Here is a 17,080-nt window from a genome sequence, read left to right as displayed (position 1 = left end):
AATCATATGACTTTCTGTCAAAGACAGTGAATCAGTTGGAAATAAAGATATGAGTGAAGTTATAACAACCAAAATTGATAGTGCATTATTGTCTGGTGATAAATCAGATAATAATGAAGTTTGTATGGACGTAAAAAATCTTAATCTTTTTTATGGTGAATCACAGGCATTAAAAGATATTAGTTTTAAATTGAAGAAAAATAAGGTTACAGCATTCATTGGTCCGAGTGGATGTGGAAAATCTACATTGCTACGCTGTTTTAATCGAATGAACGATCTTGTTGATAGTGTGCGAGTGGAGGGTGAAATTATTCTTGATAATCAGAATATCTATGCGCCTGATGTTGATGTTACCTCATTACGTCAACGTGTCGGCATGGTATTTCAAAAACCAAATCCATTTCCTATGAGTATCTTTGAGAATGTTGCTTATGGATTAAGACTTCAGGGGTTAAAAAAACGAAGAGTACTTGAAGAAAAAGTTGAATGGGCGCTTAAAGGTGCAGCCTTATGGGAAGAAGTTAAAGACAGACTTGATGAAAGTGCATTGGGTATGTCTGGTGGACAGCAACAACGTCTCGTTATTGCTCGTGCTATTGCAATCGAACCTGAAATAATCCTGCTTGATGAACCGGCATCAGCACTTGATCCTATTTCAACATTAAAAATAGAAGAGCTAATTTACGAATTAAAATCACAATATACTATTCTGATAGTTACTCATAATATGCAGCAGGCTGCCAGGGTTTCTGATGAAACAGCTTTTATGTATATGGGTGAAATGGTCGAATTTGGTAATACAAATACTATTTTTACAAACCCGGCTAAAAAACAAACAGAAGACTATATAACTGGCCGTTACGGTTAGAGGTTAAATCATGGAAAATAGTAATAATAGTCAACATATCTCACATAAGTTTGATCAGGAGATGGAAAGTCTTCGAAATCAGGTTTTAAAAATGGGTGGGCTGGTTGAACAACAGATTGCGGGTGCTATTGAATCATTACAGAGTGTTAATGCGGCAGGTGCTGAAGAAATAATTTTACGTGACCATAAGGTTAATGCGTTAGAAGTCACAATAGATGAATCCTGCACTCAGATATTGGCAAGGCGTCAACCAGCGGCATCTGATTTAAGGATGGTGGTTGCTGTCATTAAAACCATAACAGATTTAGAAAGAATTGGCGATGAAGCTGAAAAAATTGCTAAAATGGCATTAAATCTTGCAGAAGATGATGCTGGATTTAGTAGTCGTTACTCAGGGATAACCCATCTTGGTGATCATGTACGACAAATGGTACATGATGTATTAGATGCGTATGCACGACAGGACGTTGATGCTGCAATTAAAGTTGTACGATCTGATGATAAAGCTGATGAAGAGTATCAGAATCTTATGCGTTTACTTATTACATTTATGATGGAAGATCCCAGAAGAATTTCTGAAGTTCTGGATGTTGTCTGGGCAGCAAGAGCACTTGAGAGAATAGGTGATCATGCAAAAAATATTGGTGAATATGTAATTTATCTGGTTAAAGGTAAAGATATACGCCATCTTGATCTTGATGAAGTAGAAAAAGATATACTTTCTTGATACTCATTAATAACTCACTTTCACTTATCTAATTAAATAATATTATGAAACATGCATCATTACTTATAGTAGAAGACGATATTGGTATTCAGGAAATGCTTAATTTTTCTTTATCTCAGGAAGGTTATTCAATTCATTCTGCTTATACGGTAAAAGAAGGTTGGGAGCTTATAGAAAACAAAGCGATAGATCTGGTTTTACTGGACTGGATGTTACCTGATAATAGTGGAATTGATCTATTGCATCGTATTCGTAAATATCACTCTAAACTTCCAGTTATTATGGTTACAGCAAAAACAGAAGAGGAAGATCGAATTCTGGGTTTAGATGTTGGGGCTGATGATTATGTGACAAAACCTTTTTCAGTGAGAGAGTTAAACTCTAGAATCCAGGCTATTTTACGCAGAGCGATGCCTGATGAGCAGCCTATTCAGATAGGTGAGTTATATCTGGATCCTGTTAGTCATCGTGTGAAAATAGGTGAAACACAACTTGATTTATCACCAACTGAATTTCGTTTATTGCATTATTTTATGGGGCATACTGATAGAGTGTTTTCAAGGTCTCAATTATTAGATCAGGTATGGGGAGAACAGGTGTATGTTGAAGAGCGTACTGTTGATGTGCACATTAGACGATTAAGAAAACAGTTGCAGTCATTTAAAATGGATAAGCTATTACAAACAGTGCATGGAAGTGGCTACAGGTTTTCAAAACAGTCCTGATAATGACATTCTCTAGCAGTTTACAGCATGAATTATCTTTATTAACTTTATGGTTGATATTCATGCTGGTCATTGGTTCGTTTTTCGGCATTGCCATGACGGCAGTATTTGTGGGTTTACTGGGTTATGTTGTCTGGCATTTATATAATCTTAATAGACTTGTTAACTGGTTAAATAAGCCTTCTAATAACACGCCTGAAGCTACTGGTATCTGGGATGATGCTTTTTTTCAATTACATAATCAGTATAAACGTCAAAGAGGATCTCGTAAAAGATTAACAAAAATTCTCAAGCAGTTTCAGAAATCAACTAAAGCTTTGCCATACGCTACAATTGTTTTAAATTCAAATAATGAAATTGAATGGTTTAATCCAGCTTCTAAAATTTTATTCGGTTTACGCTCAGGCCTTGATGTCGGTCAGCGTATTGATAATCTAATTAGACAACCTGAATTTATAAAATACCTAAATGGAAATAATTTTAAAAAGCCACTTGAGTTTGATAATCAGAACCAGAAATTATTACTTAATGTAACAAGTTATGGTCAGGGGCAGTACCTGTTAAGTGCCAGAGATATAACTCAACGTATAAAATTAGACGAAATGCGAAGGGATTTTATATCTAATGCTTCTCATGAGTTACGTACACCTATAACTGTTATGTCTGGATACATAGAAACATTACAGAATAATTGTGATGAAATAAATAAATATCCAGTAGATAAAATATATCAACAAACGATTCGAATGGAAAAAATAATAGCTGAATTAATTGAACTAGCTAAACTTGAAACATCTTCTTTTATCGGTACTAATGTCCAGATTGATACAATAGCATTATTAAATGAAGTCTATAATGAAGCTGTTTCACTTGATCAGGGTTCGCATGATATTACTATTGAAATTGAGCCGATAAAAATAAATGGAAGTTATGAAGAAATTCGAACTGCTATATCAAATTTATTAACAAATGCAGTTCGTTATACACCTGATAATGGATTTATAAAACTTACGACTTCTACAGACTCTACAGGTAGTTATATACATGTAGAAGATAATGGAGATGGCATAGGCTATGAGCATATCTCTAGATTAACAGAGCGTTTTTACCGGGTAGATGAAGGTCGTTCAAGAGAGAAAGGAGGGACAGGTCTGGGGCTTGCTATTGTTAAGCAGATACTGGATCGTCATGGTGCTGTTTTACAGATAGAAAGCGAAATTAATAAAGGAACGGTATTTAGCTGTTATTTTCCCTTTACCTAGTCATTTTGATAAATAGTCCTAATTTAACAAAACTGTAATATCTCTGTCATTTTGCATTCACATTATTCAAACAAAATAGCCATACTTACTTAATTCGGAGTTTTAAATAATGAAACAAAACAAAATCACAACAGCATTTGCTACAGCAGCAATTTGTGTTGGTTTAATGTCTACAGGTGTTGCATCAGCTGTCTCTGTTGATGAAGGTGTTCCTGAATATAAATCTGTTAGTGGTATTTCGGGAAATTTATCAAGTGTGGGTTCTGATACGCTGGCTAATTTAATGACATTATGGGCTGAATCTTTTAAACGTTCTTACCCTAATGTAAATATTCAAATTCAGGCTGCTGGTTCATCAACTGCTCCACCGGCTCTAACAGAGGCGACTTCAAATTTCGGCCCAATGAGTCGTAAGATGAAATCAAAAGAGATTGCAGCATTTGAAGACCGTTATGGTTATAAGCCAGCAGCAATCCCGGTTGCGATTGATGCTCTAGCGGTATATGTGAACAAAGATAACCCTGTTAAAGGCATGACGATTGCTGATGTTGATGCTGTGTTCTCATCTACAAGAAAATGTGGTTCTGATGACGATATCACTAAATGGGGCGATCTGGGTATGACAGGTAACTGGAAGAACCGTGATATTCAAATGTATGGTCGTAACTCAGTATCTGGTACATATGGTTATTTCAAGAAAAAAGCACTTTGTAAGGGCGATTACAAAAACAATGTAAATGAGCAGCCAGGTTCAGCTTCAGTTGTACAGTCAGTAAGTAGTTCTGTAAACGGCATTGGTTACTCAGGTATTGGTTATAAAACTTCTGGTGTAAGAGCTGTTCCATTACGCAAGAAGGCATCTGGTAAATTTGTTGATGCTTCATCTGCAAATGCAGTATCAGGAGCATATCCTTTATCACGTTTTCTGTATGTTTACGTAAACAAGCACCCAAATAAAGAATTAGCTCCTTTACAGAAAGAGTTTATGAAGTTAATTTTATCTAAGCAGGGTCAGGAAGTGGTTATTAAAGATGGTTATATTCCTCTACCTGCTAAGGTTGTTGACAAGTACCTGAATCAATTATAAGTCTTAATTTATTGTTGATAAGAGGGCGGCAAATAGCCGCCCTTTTTTGTTTGATTAAAAATAAACGGATTAGTGTAGCGTTTAAGTTTATAGATACTTCGCAATAACTAATATCCGCTAATCTTAAATTCTTATATAATCACGCGCTAATTATTTCTAATAGCAGATCTTTATGTCTCAAATTGACTACTTAGTAAAGCCTGGAGGCCAGTTAACTGGCGAATTTCGTGTTCCAGGTGATAAATCAATATCTCATCGTTCTATCATGTTCGGTGCAATTGCCGACGGAACGACACACGTTACCGGCTTTTTGCAGGGTGAGGATAGCTTAAATACACTTAGAGCCTTTCGTGCTATGGGTGTTGAGATTGAAGGGCCGAATGATAAAGGTGAAGTGACTATTCATGGTGTCGGTATTGATGGCTTGAAAAAACCTTCTAAAGATATTGATCTTGGTAATTCAGGTACATCTATTCGCTTAATGTCAGGTTTGTTATCAGGTCAGACATTTGATGTCGTACTAAGTGGCGATCGTTCATTATCTAAACGCCCTATGAAGCGGGTTACCGATCCACTTGCATTAATGGGAGCAATAGTTGATACAGATGAAGGCGGGCGTCCGCCATTAAGAATTAATGGCGGCTCTACAATAAAAGGCATCGATTACGTTATGCCTATGGCAAGTGCACAGGTTAAGAGCTGTGTATTGCTTGCGGGTATGTATGCGGAAGGTAAAACCTGTGTAACGGAACCTGCCACAACACGTGATCATACGGAACGTATGTTAAATGCTTTTGGTTACCCGGTTGAAACCACGGGTAATAAAATGTGCATAGAAGGTGGAGCACGTTTGACTGCCTGTGATATTGATGTGCCTTCAGATATATCTTCGGCTGCGTTTTATATGGTTGGAGGCAGTATTGCAGAAAACTCAGATATTACACTTCAGCACGTTGGAGTTAACCCGACCCGTACGGGTGTAATTGATATTTTGAAATTAATGGGTGCCAATATAGAGCTGCTAAATGAACGTATTGTAGGAGGAGAGCCTGTTGCTGATATTCGAATTCAAAGCGCTAAACTAAAAGGTATTAATGTACCTGAAAGCCTGGTGCCACTGGCAATTGATGAATTCCCCGTATTATTTGTTGCCGCAGCCTGTGCTGAAGGCCAAACAGTTATAACGGGTGCTGAAGAGCTTAGAGTTAAAGAGTCTGACCGAATTCAGGTAATGGCTGATGGCCTGCAGGCAATTGGTGTTGATGCTGAAGCTACGCCAGATGGCATGATTATAAATGGTGGGCCTGTTAAGGGTGGTAAAGTGCATAGTCGAGACGATCATCGAATTGCCATGGCATTTACGATGGCAGGTTTAAGGTCAGAATCAGATATAATTATTGAAGATTGTGAGAATGTGAATACTTCTTTTCCTGATTTTATTGGTATTGCTAATAAAGCGGGTATTGCTGTCTCTGTTTGTTCTTGATGGTATTGAATAAATAAAACGGTAGGATTTGCCTGTTATGGCTCATCTCCATCGGGGATAGAACGCCGCTTTTTGGCGCTCTGTCCCCTTAATCCATACCACCAAGAGCTGATATTGTAGGAAATAAACTTCGTACAACTCTTGATGGCATCACAACAGGTGTCAGAGCCGGAAAAGAATCGGATCTGACACCGAGTTAAGTTTAGCTAATGGATAACTTATATGACTTCTAAAACTATCCCAGTTATTACAATAGATGGCCCAAGCGGTGCAGGTAAAGGCACAATAGCCCAGAACGTAGCAACTGCGCTGAGCTTTCATATTCTTGACAGTGGATCACTTTATCGTTTAACAGCGCTTGCTTCCCAAGATGATGAAATTGATTTGTCAGATGAGTCCGCAATAGCAGAATTAGCTCTCAATTTACCCGTTGAATTCATTCCAACTGACACGGGTCTGCAAATTCTATTAAGAGACGAGGATGTTACCGAAGCGATTCGTAAAGAAGAAATCGGTATGCGAGCTTCAAAAATTGCCGCATTACCAAAGGTGCGTAAATCTCTTTTAGAGCGTCAGCGCAGCTTTTCAGAGGAGCCTGGCCTGGTTGCTGATGGCCGTGATATGGGGACAACAGTGTTTTCTGATGCTCCGGTTAAAATATTTATGACCGCTTCGGCTGAAGAACGCGCCGAACGGCGCTATAAGCAGTTGAAAGAAAAGGGGATTAATGCTAATATCGCCGCCCTCGTGAAAGACTTGAAGTCACGGGACGAGCAAGATGCAAATCGCGCTGTATCGCCACTTAAGCCGGCTGAAGATGCGATCTTACTGGATACGACAGAAATGAGTATTGAGGAAGTGACGCAAAAGGTTTTAGATTTAGCGAAACAGCGATTAGCGTAAAGCTCTATGAGGTGTGAATTTATTCGCACCTATAAAAACGTGTTTAAGACCACTTAGGTTCTTAAGCTTAATTTAACTCTAACCCTGTAATCTGCGCCCACGCTACTACGTGCTTAACGTCAGTAATGTTGAAAGGGCAATCCACCAGTTTACAGTTATATATTGGAAAGTATTATGTCTGAATCATTTGCAGAACTATTTGAACAAAGCTTGCAAGAAACCGAAATGAATGCAGGTACCATCGTAATGGGTACTATTGTTGATATTTCTAACGGTTATGTAACCGTAGCAGCGGGCCTTAAATCTGAAGGCGTTATCCCTGAATCACAATTTTTAAGCAACGGCGAAGTTGAAGTTAAAATCGGCGACGAAGTTGAAGTTGTCCTTGAAGCTGTAGAAGACGGCTGGGGCGAAACACGTTTATCTCGCGATAAAGCGAAACGTGCTAAAGCATGGATTGTTCTTGAAGCTGCACATGATGCAGAAGAAATCATCACAGGTATTATCACTGGTAAGGTTAAGGGTGGTTTCACTGTTGAGCTTGGTGATATCCGTGCATTCCTGCCGGGTTCATTAGTAGATGTACGTCCAGTACGTGATACATCTTACCTGGAAGGTAAAGAGTTAGAATTTAAAGTTATCAAGTTAGACCAGAAGCGTAATAACGTTGTTGTATCTCGTCGTGCAGTTGTTGAGTCTGAGTACTCTGCAGAGCGTGAAGAGCTTCTAAACAGTCTGGAAGAAGGTAAAACTGTTAAAGGTATCGTTAAGAACCTTACTGATTACGGCGCATTCCTTGATCTTGGCGGCATTGATGGTCTTCTTCATATTACTGATATGGCCTGGAAACGTGTTAAGCACCCATCTGAAGTTGTTGAAGTGGGTAGTGAAATCGAAGTTGTGGTTCTTAAGTTTGATAAAGAACGTAACCGTGTTTCTCTTGGTCTTAAGCAGCTAGGCGAAGATCCATGGGCAGCTATTGCAAACCGTTACCCTGAAGGTTCACGCATGATGGGTAAAGTAAGCAACATCACTGATTACGGTTGTTTCGTTGAAGTTGAAGATGGTGTTGAAGGTCTTGTACACGTATCTGAAATGGACTGGACTAACAAGAACGTTAACCCAGCTAAAGTTGTGTCTTTAGGTGATGAATGTGAAGTTATGATCCTTGATATCGACGAAGAACGTCGTCGTATTTCTCTTGGTATGAAGCAATGTATTGCTAATCCATGGGATGAGTTCGGTGCAACTCGTAACAAGGGTGATAAAGTTTCAGGTAAGATCAAATCTATCACTGATTTCGGTATCTTCGTTGGCCTTGACGGCGGCATTGATGGCCTGGTTCACCTATCTGACCTTTCCTGGGATTCTACTGGTGAAGACCTTGTTCAGAACTACAGCAAAGGCGATGAGCTTGAAGCGGTTGTATTATCTATTGATCCTGAGCGTGAGCGTATCTCTCTTGGTGTTAAGCAGATGGAACAGGACCCGTTCTCTAACTTCGTTGCAGCAAACAGCAAAGGCGCATTAGTGAAGGGTACTATCACTGAAGTTGATGCTAAAGCAGCTATCGTTGACCTGGGTGACGGCATTGAAGGTACTTTACGTGCTTCTGAGTTATCTCGTGATCGTGTTGAAGATGCACGTACGGTTCTTAAGGCTGGTGAAGATATTGAAGCTAAGTTCCTGGGTGTTGATCGTAAGACTCGCACTATCACTTTATCTATCAAAGCGATGGATGCAGATGAGGAAGCAGCAGCAATTAAGGAGTACTCTTCAGACTCTGATTCTGGCTCTGCAACAACATCTACAACCCTTGGTGATTTACTAAAAGAGCAAATGGATGCTAATAAATAGTAAATAATTGTATAAAACCTAGTAAAATCAGTTGGATGCACTATACTTCAATAAAATTTACTAAGTTAATACAATAAATAGCAGTAGGGTCAGGGATGACCACTATTGTTTTACACGGGGAAAATCCTATGTCGGGCGAAGTTGTATCAAGATCAATGATGAAATCCGAGCTAATTGAGCTGATGGCGCGTAAGCAAAATCACCTAGCTTATAAAGATGTAGAATTAGCAGTAAAAAGTTTATTAGAACAAATGTCAGAAGCACTGGCTACCGGTGATCGAATAGAAATTCGTGGTTTCGGCAGCTTTAGCTTACACTTCAGGCCACCAAGGGCTGGACGTAATCCTAAAACCGGTGATGCAGTTTCATTACCCGGAAAGTATGTACCTCACTTTAAGCCTGGTAAAGAGCTTCGTGAGCGTGTTAACGAAACATTAAAAAACAGTTAATAGAATAGCTGGTTTTAAACCACTAATTATTAATTGAACAGAATTCAAATATCGAATTAAACAATAGCCGATTTAAAAGATGATAAGATTTATAAGTCTGCTTATATCTATACCCCTTATTATTCTAGTTGCAGCATTTACCTATAAAAATGCACAATTGGTTTCTATTGACCTATTTATAATGCAAGTCGATTTACCTATGGCGATGGTCTTGCTAATGACTTTACTAGTGGGCGTAATTATCGGATTTATATTTAATTTGATGACACTTCTTAATCAGAAGAAAAAATATTTACGTCTAAAGCATAAAAAAGAAACCCTGAATGGATTATCAGAGGTTTTAAAACAATCAGACAAATGATAAATGATTGAACATCTGCAATATATTATTTCACAACAATGGACTATTTACCTGTTACCTTTTCTGGGTTTTATACTGGGTATACTTCTAGCACGTCGTCGCATAAGAAAACAGAGAAAACAATTACGTTTTTCTAATGATTACTTTGTGGGCCTTAATTATTTATTAAATGATGAGCAGGATAAAGCGCTCGACATATTTGTTCAACTGGTTGAAACAGACTGGGAAACTATTGATACCAGTCTTGCCCTGGGTGCAATATTTCGTCGTAATGGAGAAATAGATAAAGCCATAAAATTGCATCAGAATTTATTAGCACGCCCCTCACTGCCACAGCAATACAAAGGTACGGTTTTATTATCACTTGCTAAAGATTATTTGCAGGCAGGCTGGTTAGACAGGGCTGAAGGCCTTTTTAATGAGGTTGTTGGTGATGCGGAGTTTACTCAGGAAGCTCAACGTTGCTTAATGAGTATTTATGAGCAGGAGCACGAGTGGGAAAATGCAATTAATATTGCCCGGCGTTTTCAGAGCAGGGGTGATAATAAAATAGCTGCAACAACAGCACAATATTATTGTGAATTAAGTCAGAAGGTTTTAAAACAAAATGATTTAAAAGAGGCTGAAGCGTTAGCTACACAGGCACTAACTATAGATAAAAATTGTGTTCGGGCATCAGTGTTGTTAGCAGATCTTGCAATTACAAGAGGGCGTTATCAAAAGGCGATTCGATTTTTACGTCAGGTAGAAATGCAGAATATCCAGCTATTTCCACTTGTAGTTGAAAAACTCATATTATGTTATCGAAATACATCAAACTTAAATAAAGCATTAAGTTATTTACGTATGCTTGATCAGAAGCACCCGGAAATCTCACTTGTGCCTGATCTTACCAGACTGATTGAAGAAATATTTGGTGAAGAAGATGCATTACAATATTTATCTGAAGCGGTTCTCAGAAAACCCTCTTTAAGTACATTAAGTTCTTTATTGCAACTGCATGGTCCTGATGTTGATTGTCAGAAAAATCTGGTTCCTGCAGTTGTTGATGCAATAACAGATAAACATCATGATTATCAATGTAAGCGTTGTGGTTATACTGCAAATACTCATGTCTGGTTATGCCCTTCGTGTCATGGCTGGAGTAGTATGGCTCCGAAAATTGATTAACATTTATAAGAATAAACAGGTAAATAATGTCTGATTCTAAAATTATAGTAGCTCTTGATTACCCATCAGAATCAGAAGCGTTTCAATTAATAGATAAATTAGATGCTGATTTATGTAGATTGAAAGTAGGTAAAGAGATGTTTACTCATCTAGGTCCTGATTTTGTCGAAAAAATACAGACCAGAGGCTTTGATGTATTTCTGGATTTAAAATACCACGATATACCCAATACTGTCGCTAAGGCTTGTGAGGCAGCTGCAAGTCTGGGTGTGTGGATGTTAAATGTTCATGCTAGTGGTGGTAGCAGAATGATGGAGGCCGCTGCAAATGCAGTTGCTAATCATCAGAATAAACCTTATCTAATAGCAGTGACCATTTTAACCAGTATGTCACAACAGGACCTGTCTGAGCTGGGTATAAATGTAACACCAGCTGAGCAGGCGCTTAAACTTGCTGGCTTAGCACAATCTTCGGGTTTAGATGGAATAGTCTGCTCAGCTCAGGAGGCTCCTGTAATGCGTCAACATTTTAAAGATGACTTCTTGCTGGTATCCCCGGGTATTCGACCCGCAGGTAGTAAAGCTGATGATCAACGTCGCATAATGACACCGGTAGATGCATTAAAAGCGGGATCTAATTATCTGGTTATTGGTCGACCTATTACTCAGTCTGACGACCCACTGGGTGTTTTACGTACAATCAATTCAGAAATTTCTTAGTTGCCTTTTATCTCTATCATCGTTTAGTGTGTTCGCTCCAATCCAATAATGGATTTAAACAAGGAGTCAGCGTAATGAAAATAATGAAAGCAGTTGTTTTAAGCGTGATGATGTTTTTTGTAGCACCTCTCTATTCAGGTGCAGTATGGGCGGGGCAGGTAAATATAAATAGTGCAGATGTATCAACCTTATCAACAGAGTTAACGGGTATAGGTGATAAGAAAGCACAGGCAATAGTTGATTATCGCAAACAAAATGGTCCTTTTGCGTCTGTCGATGATCTGCAAAATGTAAAAGGTATCAGTTCAAAAACGATTGAGAAAAATAAAGAAAATATAAGCTTATAATTTCATTATATTTTTCAGTAAAAAATACCCCGTGAATTATATTCCGGGGTATTTTTGTGTATGTCTAAAACTATTTTAATCATTATTGACAGGTGTAAACTGTTCATAGATTTTTCTATAAGGGTAAGATTATGGAGCTTGATTTTTGGAAACAACGCTGGGAACAAAATCAGATTGCATTTCATCTGCCAGAAGTGAATCCATATATTGATAAATTTTGGCACAGTTTTGATGCTAAGCCGCACTCGCTAATATTCATACCCCTTTGTGGTAAAACCCTGGATATCGCCTGGTTTGCTTCTAAGGAATTTTCTGTTCTTGGGGTCGAATGCAGTGAAAAAGCAATTAATGATTTCTTTCAGGAGCAGAAACTGAAAATACAGAAAAATCAGTTTAAGCAATTTAACGTATATCATAATTCAAATATTAATTTGTTGCAGGGTGATTTTTTTAAGCTTGATAAAGAAATTCTTGAGGATGTATCAATAGTTTATGATCGTGCATCATTAATCGCCTTACCTGAGGTTATGCGACGTGAGTATGTCGAATTATTAAAAAATACTTTACCTGATGAAACGCAAATATTTCTTATAACACTTGAATACAATCAGTCTCAAATGTCTGGTCCTCCATTTTCAGTTAAACGTGATGAAATTAATCGTTTATTTCAGCCTGAATTTAAAGTGGAACTGTTGCATGAGAGTGATGTGCTTGATGGACATCAGAAATTTAAAGAGAGAGGGTTAACCAGTCTAATAGAGTGTATTTATAAAATAACTCAATAAAATGATAGTTGAAAAAATAACGTTATTAATATGTGAATAAACGCCCGGAACATACTTATGCAGCGCTTGCTGTTTGCTCATTCATGAACTAAAAGAAGATGTAGTGCTTTTTAATTTTTGAACAGGTGTTAAATATGATAAGCGTTAAGATGGAGCGGGTATTAGATACTCTTACAAAAAACTACATGCCGTTTACCTTACTCTCACAGGAGCGTATGTCAGAAGTTGTTAATATAGTTCGTTTTATAGAGATGCGGGAAGGCGAAATTTTTCAAATAACGGGTGGTGCCGGTAAAGATTACCTGTTTGTAATTGAAGGGGCACTTAATGTTATTACTGATGGCGAAGTTCGTTGTATTGATGGACCTGAAGAAACCCGTAAATCACCAATTATTTTAAATTCTAAACCATCAACCAGTACAGTTGTTGCACGTTCTAATTGCATTATTTGCCATGCTGATAGAGAAATGCTGGATGAATTGATCTCCTGGGATGAGATTGTTCATATGATGGAGGATACGAATGAGGAACTGGCGGGGCAACTCGATAAAATAAGAAATTCATTAGTGTTTCGTCGTCTGCCGTCAGAAATGGTTGAATTAGCATTTACTAAAATGCGTACTATAAAAGTTGCCAAAGGAGAAGCAGCTGTAGAACAGGGAGGGGAAGGTGATTCGTATTATATAATCACCGAAGGTTCAGCTGAAGTATATTCCGTTACATTATATGATGATGAGCCGCAGAAAATTGCTGAACTAACGGAAGGTGATGCGTTTGGATGTGAGGCGCTGATTTCCGGCGGGGTACGATCCGAAACAGTTATAATGAAAGAGGACAGTACATTATCGGTTCTCGATAAGTCTGACTTCGAAGAAATTATTAAAAACCCGCTTATCAAAACGGTTAATCAAACAATTGCCAAATCAATGTTAGATACTGATTATGTGCCAATTGATGTCAGGTATGCAGAAGAATTTGATGATTCACATATTCCAGGGGCCATACTCATGCCTCTTTTTGAATTAAGGAATAGAATTGATGAGCTTGATAAAACAAAGCGTTATGTTGTTTATTGTCATGCTGGAAGTCGTAGTTCCGTTGCTACATTAGTGCTTGCGCAAAATCAGTACGATGTGGTTAGTCTTGAAGGCGGTATAAGAGACTGGGTGCATGAAACAAACTCGGTTGATTAAGCTTCAGTATCAGTAAAAACATTAAAAAGAGCCGATGTTATCATCGGCTCTTTTTGTATTGATTAACTATTAATGTTCTAATAATAACCCTATGAAAAACAGCTTTAATGTCACCCGGAATAAGCAGATAATTTACAACTATTCGGTTAAACCTGTACCTGCACGAGTCAGGCGTTTTCTGGATGAAATTGAAGAAGACATGGCTCGAGGTATACAGCTTGGTGAACAAAAAGTTGCAGCACCAACGGATTTTCAAAAATTGCAGTTTGTTTCTTTGAAGTTGTTCGATGCTATTGAAAATAATGATTCAAATATACTAGAGGTTTTGTCAGCGTATTTGATGAGTAGAAAACCTGAACTAAATGAGATTCGTATCGTTTTGTCTGATGAAATTATTAATTTGAAACTAATATGAGTAAAGTATGAAAATAACAATCATAAGTGGTAGCCATAGAGAAAATTCACAAAGCACTAAAGTTGCTAAACATTATCAGAAAGTAATGCTTAACAACATATGTGATGAAGCGCCAATTATTGACCTGGCCAGTAACCCACTACCTCTCTGGGATGAAGGTATCTGGGATGGTGAAGAAAAATGGACTTCATTACTTGCGCCATACCGTGAACAGTTATCAAGTAGTGATGGTTTTGTTGTCATTACACCTGAATGGCACGGTCAGGTTCCTGCAGGATTGAAGAATTTTTTTCTGATATTTGGACGAAATGAGCTGGGTAATAAACCGGCTAAAATAGTTTCTATTTCCTCTGCAGATGGTGGAGCGTATCCGATTGCTGAGTTACGTATGAGTAGTTATAAAAATAGTCGTTTATGTTACATCCCGGAACAAATGATTATTCGTAATGTTGAAAAAGTACTTAATGACAAAGCAGAGGATAATGATGAATCTGCTGATTCATATTTTAGGGAAAGAATAGAGTGGTCATTAAATATACTTAAAGAATATGTTATTGCATTAAAGCAGGTGAGAGATAGTGGAGCAACAGATACAGATAAATTTGGAAATGGAATGTAGTTTATGCTTCAGTATCAAATTATTCCTGTTACCAGTTTTCAGCAAAATTGTTCTTTAGTGTGGTGTGATAAAACACGAGATGCAGTATTAATAGATCCGGGAGGTGAGGTTGATAAACTTCAAAAGGCAATTGCTGAAAATGAAGTGAATCTAACGGCTATCTGGTTGACTCATGGGCATCTTGATCATGTAGGTGCTACAGCAGAGTTAAAGAAACGATTAGCTATTCCTGTGATAGGCCCCCATAAAGAGGATGAGTTCTTAATTAATGCTCTACCTAAACAATGTGAAATGTTTGGTTTCGCACTGGTTGAAAATTTTATGCCTGATAAATGGCTTATAGAGGGTGAAAAACTTACTCTGGGCGAGGAAAAATTTTCAGTAATGTATTTACCAGGGCATACGCCAGGGCACGTTGTTTTAAAACATGATAAACAACAGTTGCTTTGGGTGGGTGATGTAATTTTTAAACACTCAATTGGTCGAACCGATTTTCCACGAGGCGATCATCAGCAATTATTGACCTCGATCAAAACAAAGCTGCTTTCTTTAGACGATCATTTTCGGTTTATACCCGGGCACGGCCCCGAGTCTACTATAGGTGAGGAACGTGTGAATAACCCTTTTCTGGTATAGTAAAGAAAAGAGTATTTAAGTCATATGAGCGTTGTGAGAGCAGGCTTTCCAGATAAAACTGGAATTCTAATAAATGCTTTTTTAATATTTATATAGTGAGTTTTAAATGATATTTACTTGAATTAAACAGTGAGTATTTAGAAAATATATATTATATGGATATCAAAAATACTGAATTGGTATCTAATTCCAGCATGCTATATTAAATTCTGCTAATTATTCAGGATAACGCTATGCAAGTCGGCCCTCGTCAAATTGTTACTCCATTTCGTCCTATACCACTCGATGTGCCTGAAGGTATGGCGGCGAACGAATTTTTTAATAGTACTGAAAATCTTAATGACTTAACTAATAATAATGGCTTATTAGAAAACCCTGAGGGTTTATTGCTTTATAGAAAGGCATTAGGCCACTCAAATGTATTTGATACATCCATCATCTATAACACGTCTAAATCAGTTTTAAACCCTTTAGGCAGGCCTGTACGAAGAACTCAGGTGCCTGACCGGGTTAAAAATGACTGGAATAGAATGAATCAGATAGTAATCGAGTATATGCTCGAGAAGTTTCCTGATCCAGATGATCATCTGGTATTAGCAGGTGAGGCCAGTTTAGATGCAACATGGCCACTTACTTCACCAGGTGTGCCAAGTATCCGCATGTTACATAATCATTTTATTGTTTTTGACAAAAAAGAACTTACAAATGCAGAATTGGCGGACCCAGGCAATGCAAACCTGACTGATGGCGGGCAACATAGCTTGTTTCAGTCTTATATGAGGGATGTATATAGAGATTTTTTATCCGTACTGGATCTTGAAATCTTAACCCCGGTTCATAGTAATGAATCAATGTTTCAATTAACGGGTTATCCTCAGGGTTTACCAAGCTGGAAAATACAGGGTGGTGTTGAAGCTCTAAAAGATATTCGATTCTGGCAGGAATATGATGAGATTCTAAAAGGATTTATTGATTTTTATCGCGCTTTCTTTTCACAGGTTTCTTCACGAAACTCCCCTGTGCCGAAAGATGCTTATTACCCGGAACATGTGAAATCTACGCTCTTATTTAATAATGATTTTCTTGGAGCCGCTAAAAAAGTTCGTGAACAATGTATTCAGGATCCTAAGTATTCTAATTCGATTCGTTGGCAACCAGCATTTAAACAGCTTATTTATCGTAATGATCAGGGTGATTTAATTGTTACGATTAGTCAAAACTCTATTGGTAATGCGATTACTGAATTGTTAGGTGTTGTTGTTAAGCGTGTTCCTGATGCGGATGCTTATGAAAAACAGGAGCCTGCATTAATTGAAAAATTACTGGATGTGAGAAGTCGATTGATTGAAGCTGACCTTGGGCAGGGGATTGCTACTGATCACTGGAAAGCTTAATTCAGGACATTTATAAAAAACAAAGCACCCATTTGGGTGCTTAATATGCTGATGCTAGATTATTATTATATTTTAGA

The 17,080-nt window shown here is 37.8% G+C and carries 19 protein-coding genes; all 19 read left to right on the top strand.

Annotated features, from left to right (window positions below):
- Positions 1 to 49: 49 nt before the first annotated feature.
- The 19 genes from DIZ80_07260 to DIZ80_07170 all read left to right on the top strand — a co-directional run bounded on the left by DIZ80_07260 (position 50) and on the right by DIZ80_07170 (position 17,003).
- Positions 50 to 868, top strand: coding sequence for a phosphate ABC transporter ATP-binding protein (locus DIZ80_07260; protein ID RDH83926.1), 819 nt, complete (start codon positions 50 to 52; stop codon positions 866 to 868).
- Between the two features lie 7 nt (positions 869 to 875).
- A complete protein-coding gene (phoU, locus tag DIZ80_07255) occupies positions 876 to 1,595 on the top strand; it encodes a phosphate transport system regulatory protein PhoU (GenBank protein RDH83925.1) in 720 nt (239 codons plus the stop codon).
- 44 nt (positions 1,596 to 1,639) lie between these two features.
- Positions 1,640 to 2,320, top strand: a complete 681-nt coding sequence (gene phoB / locus DIZ80_07250; GenBank protein ID RDH83924.1) for a phosphate regulon transcriptional regulatory protein PhoB — start codon at positions 1,640 to 1,642, stop codon at positions 2,318 to 2,320.
- Positions 2,321 to 2,322: 2 nt separating this feature from the next.
- Positions 2,323 to 3,582 carry a phosphate regulon sensor histidine kinase PhoR gene (phoR, locus tag DIZ80_07245; protein RDH83923.1) on the top strand — a complete coding sequence of 420 codons (1,260 nt, stop codon included), beginning with the start codon at positions 2,323 to 2,325 and terminating at the stop codon, positions 3,580 to 3,582.
- Positions 3,583 to 3,691: 109 nt separating this feature from the next.
- Positions 3,692 to 4,669 (top strand): phosphate-binding protein, encoded by a 978-nt coding sequence (locus DIZ80_07240; protein ID RDH83922.1) that lies wholly within the window; start codon positions 3,692 to 3,694, stop codon positions 4,667 to 4,669.
- A gap of 172 nt (positions 4,670 to 4,841) precedes the next feature.
- A complete protein-coding gene (gene aroA / locus DIZ80_07235) occupies positions 4,842 to 6,155 on the top strand; it encodes a 3-phosphoshikimate 1-carboxyvinyltransferase (protein RDH83921.1) in 1,314 nt (437 codons plus the stop codon).
- Between the two features lie 222 nt (positions 6,156 to 6,377).
- Entirely contained in the window at positions 6,378 to 7,058 is a 681-nt protein-coding gene (locus DIZ80_07230) for a (d)CMP kinase (protein ID RDH83920.1), read from the top strand.
- Between the two features lie 174 nt (positions 7,059 to 7,232).
- The gene (locus DIZ80_07225; GenBank protein ID RDH83919.1) at positions 7,233 to 8,915 is read left to right on the top strand and encodes a 30S ribosomal protein S1; all 1,683 of its coding nucleotides are present in this window, start codon (positions 7,233 to 7,235) and stop codon (positions 8,913 to 8,915) included.
- Between the two features lie 155 nt (positions 8,916 to 9,070).
- A complete protein-coding gene (locus DIZ80_07220; GenBank protein ID RDH84124.1) occupies positions 9,071 to 9,364 on the top strand; it encodes an integration host factor subunit beta in 294 nt (97 codons plus the stop codon).
- Between the two features lie 79 nt (positions 9,365 to 9,443).
- The gene (locus DIZ80_07215; GenBank protein RDH83918.1) at positions 9,444 to 9,725 is read left to right on the top strand and encodes a hypothetical protein; all 282 of its coding nucleotides are present in this window, start codon (positions 9,444 to 9,446) and stop codon (positions 9,723 to 9,725) included.
- A gap of 3 nt (positions 9,726 to 9,728) precedes the next feature.
- Positions 9,729 to 10,895, top strand: coding sequence for a lipopolysaccharide assembly protein LapB (locus DIZ80_07210; GenBank protein RDH83917.1), 1,167 nt, complete (start codon positions 9,729 to 9,731; stop codon positions 10,893 to 10,895).
- 26 nt (positions 10,896 to 10,921) lie between these two features.
- Positions 10,922 to 11,614, top strand: a complete 693-nt coding sequence (locus DIZ80_07205) for an orotidine-5'-phosphate decarboxylase (protein RDH83916.1) — start codon at positions 10,922 to 10,924, stop codon at positions 11,612 to 11,614.
- A gap of 107 nt (positions 11,615 to 11,721) precedes the next feature.
- Positions 11,722 to 11,961 (top strand): competence protein ComEA, encoded by a 240-nt coding sequence (locus DIZ80_07200; protein ID RDH84123.1) that lies wholly within the window; start codon positions 11,722 to 11,724, stop codon positions 11,959 to 11,961.
- A gap of 131 nt (positions 11,962 to 12,092) precedes the next feature.
- Positions 12,093 to 12,746, top strand: coding sequence for a thiopurine S-methyltransferase (locus tag DIZ80_07195; GenBank protein ID RDH83915.1), 654 nt, complete (start codon positions 12,093 to 12,095; stop codon positions 12,744 to 12,746).
- Positions 12,747 to 12,880: 134 nt separating this feature from the next.
- Positions 12,881 to 13,939, top strand: coding sequence for a hypothetical protein (locus DIZ80_07190; GenBank protein RDH83914.1), 1,059 nt, complete (start codon positions 12,881 to 12,883; stop codon positions 13,937 to 13,939).
- A gap of 91 nt (positions 13,940 to 14,030) precedes the next feature.
- Entirely contained in the window at positions 14,031 to 14,354 is a 324-nt protein-coding gene (locus tag DIZ80_07185; protein ID RDH83913.1) for a hypothetical protein, read from the top strand.
- A 7-nt stretch (positions 14,355 to 14,361) separates the two neighbouring features.
- Positions 14,362 to 14,973, top strand: a complete 612-nt coding sequence (locus tag DIZ80_07180; GenBank protein RDH83912.1) for an NADPH-dependent oxidoreductase — start codon at positions 14,362 to 14,364, stop codon at positions 14,971 to 14,973.
- Positions 14,974 to 14,976: 3 nt separating this feature from the next.
- Positions 14,977 to 15,609, top strand: coding sequence for a hypothetical protein (locus tag DIZ80_07175; GenBank protein RDH83911.1), 633 nt, complete (start codon positions 14,977 to 14,979; stop codon positions 15,607 to 15,609).
- Between the two features lie 233 nt (positions 15,610 to 15,842).
- Complete coding sequence (locus DIZ80_07170) at positions 15,843 to 17,003, top strand: hypothetical protein (protein ID RDH83910.1); 1,161 nt, start codon at positions 15,843 to 15,845, stop codon at positions 17,001 to 17,003.
- The last annotated feature ends 77 nt before the right edge of the window (positions 17,004 to 17,080 follow it).

Origin of the sequence: endosymbiont of Galathealinum brachiosum, assembly GCA_003349885.1 — a bacterium.
In the GTDB taxonomy this organism is placed as follows: Bacteria; Pseudomonadota; Gammaproteobacteria; order SZUA-229; family SZUA-229; genus SZUA-229.
This window is presented reverse-complemented; position numbering and strand designations above follow the sequence as displayed.

Bases quoted from the DNA above. Each gene is read 5' to 3' on its own strand.
- DIZ80_07260 (RDH83926.1), top strand. From the start codon at position 50: ATGAGTGAAGTTATAACAACCAAAATTGATAGTGCATTATTGTCTGGT.
- phoB (RDH83924.1), top strand. From the start codon at position 1,640: ATGAAACATGCATCATTACTTATAGTAGAAGACGATATTGGTATTCAG.
- phoR (RDH83923.1), top strand. From the start codon at position 2,323: ATGACATTCTCTAGCAGTTTACAGCATGAATTATCTTTATTAACTTTA.
- DIZ80_07240 (RDH83922.1), top strand. From the start codon at position 3,692: ATGAAACAAAACAAAATCACAACAGCATTTGCTACAGCAGCAATTTGT.
- aroA (RDH83921.1), top strand. From the start codon at position 4,842: ATGTCTCAAATTGACTACTTAGTAAAGCCTGGAGGCCAGTTAACTGGC.
- DIZ80_07230 (RDH83920.1), top strand. From the start codon at position 6,378: ATGACTTCTAAAACTATCCCAGTTATTACAATAGATGGCCCAAGCGGT.
- DIZ80_07225 (RDH83919.1), top strand. From the start codon at position 7,233: ATGTCTGAATCATTTGCAGAACTATTTGAACAAAGCTTGCAAGAAACC.
- DIZ80_07220 (RDH84124.1), top strand. From the start codon at position 9,071: ATGATGAAATCCGAGCTAATTGAGCTGATGGCGCGTAAGCAAAATCAC.
- DIZ80_07215 (RDH83918.1), top strand. From the start codon at position 9,444: ATGATAAGATTTATAAGTCTGCTTATATCTATACCCCTTATTATTCTA.
- DIZ80_07210 (RDH83917.1), top strand. From the start codon at position 9,729: ATGATTGAACATCTGCAATATATTATTTCACAACAATGGACTATTTAC.
- DIZ80_07205 (RDH83916.1), top strand. From the start codon at position 10,922: ATGTCTGATTCTAAAATTATAGTAGCTCTTGATTACCCATCAGAATCA.
- DIZ80_07200 (RDH84123.1), top strand. From the start codon at position 11,722: ATGATGTTTTTTGTAGCACCTCTCTATTCAGGTGCAGTATGGGCGGGG.
- DIZ80_07195 (RDH83915.1), top strand. From the start codon at position 12,093: ATGGAGCTTGATTTTTGGAAACAACGCTGGGAACAAAATCAGATTGCA.
- DIZ80_07190 (RDH83914.1), top strand. From the start codon at position 12,881: ATGATAAGCGTTAAGATGGAGCGGGTATTAGATACTCTTACAAAAAAC.
- DIZ80_07185 (RDH83913.1), top strand. From the start codon at position 14,031: ATGAAAAACAGCTTTAATGTCACCCGGAATAAGCAGATAATTTACAAC.
- DIZ80_07180 (RDH83912.1), top strand. From the start codon at position 14,362: ATGAAAATAACAATCATAAGTGGTAGCCATAGAGAAAATTCACAAAGC.
- DIZ80_07175 (RDH83911.1), top strand. From the start codon at position 14,977: ATGCTTCAGTATCAAATTATTCCTGTTACCAGTTTTCAGCAAAATTGT.
- DIZ80_07170 (RDH83910.1), top strand. From the start codon at position 15,843: ATGCAAGTCGGCCCTCGTCAAATTGTTACTCCATTTCGTCCTATACCA.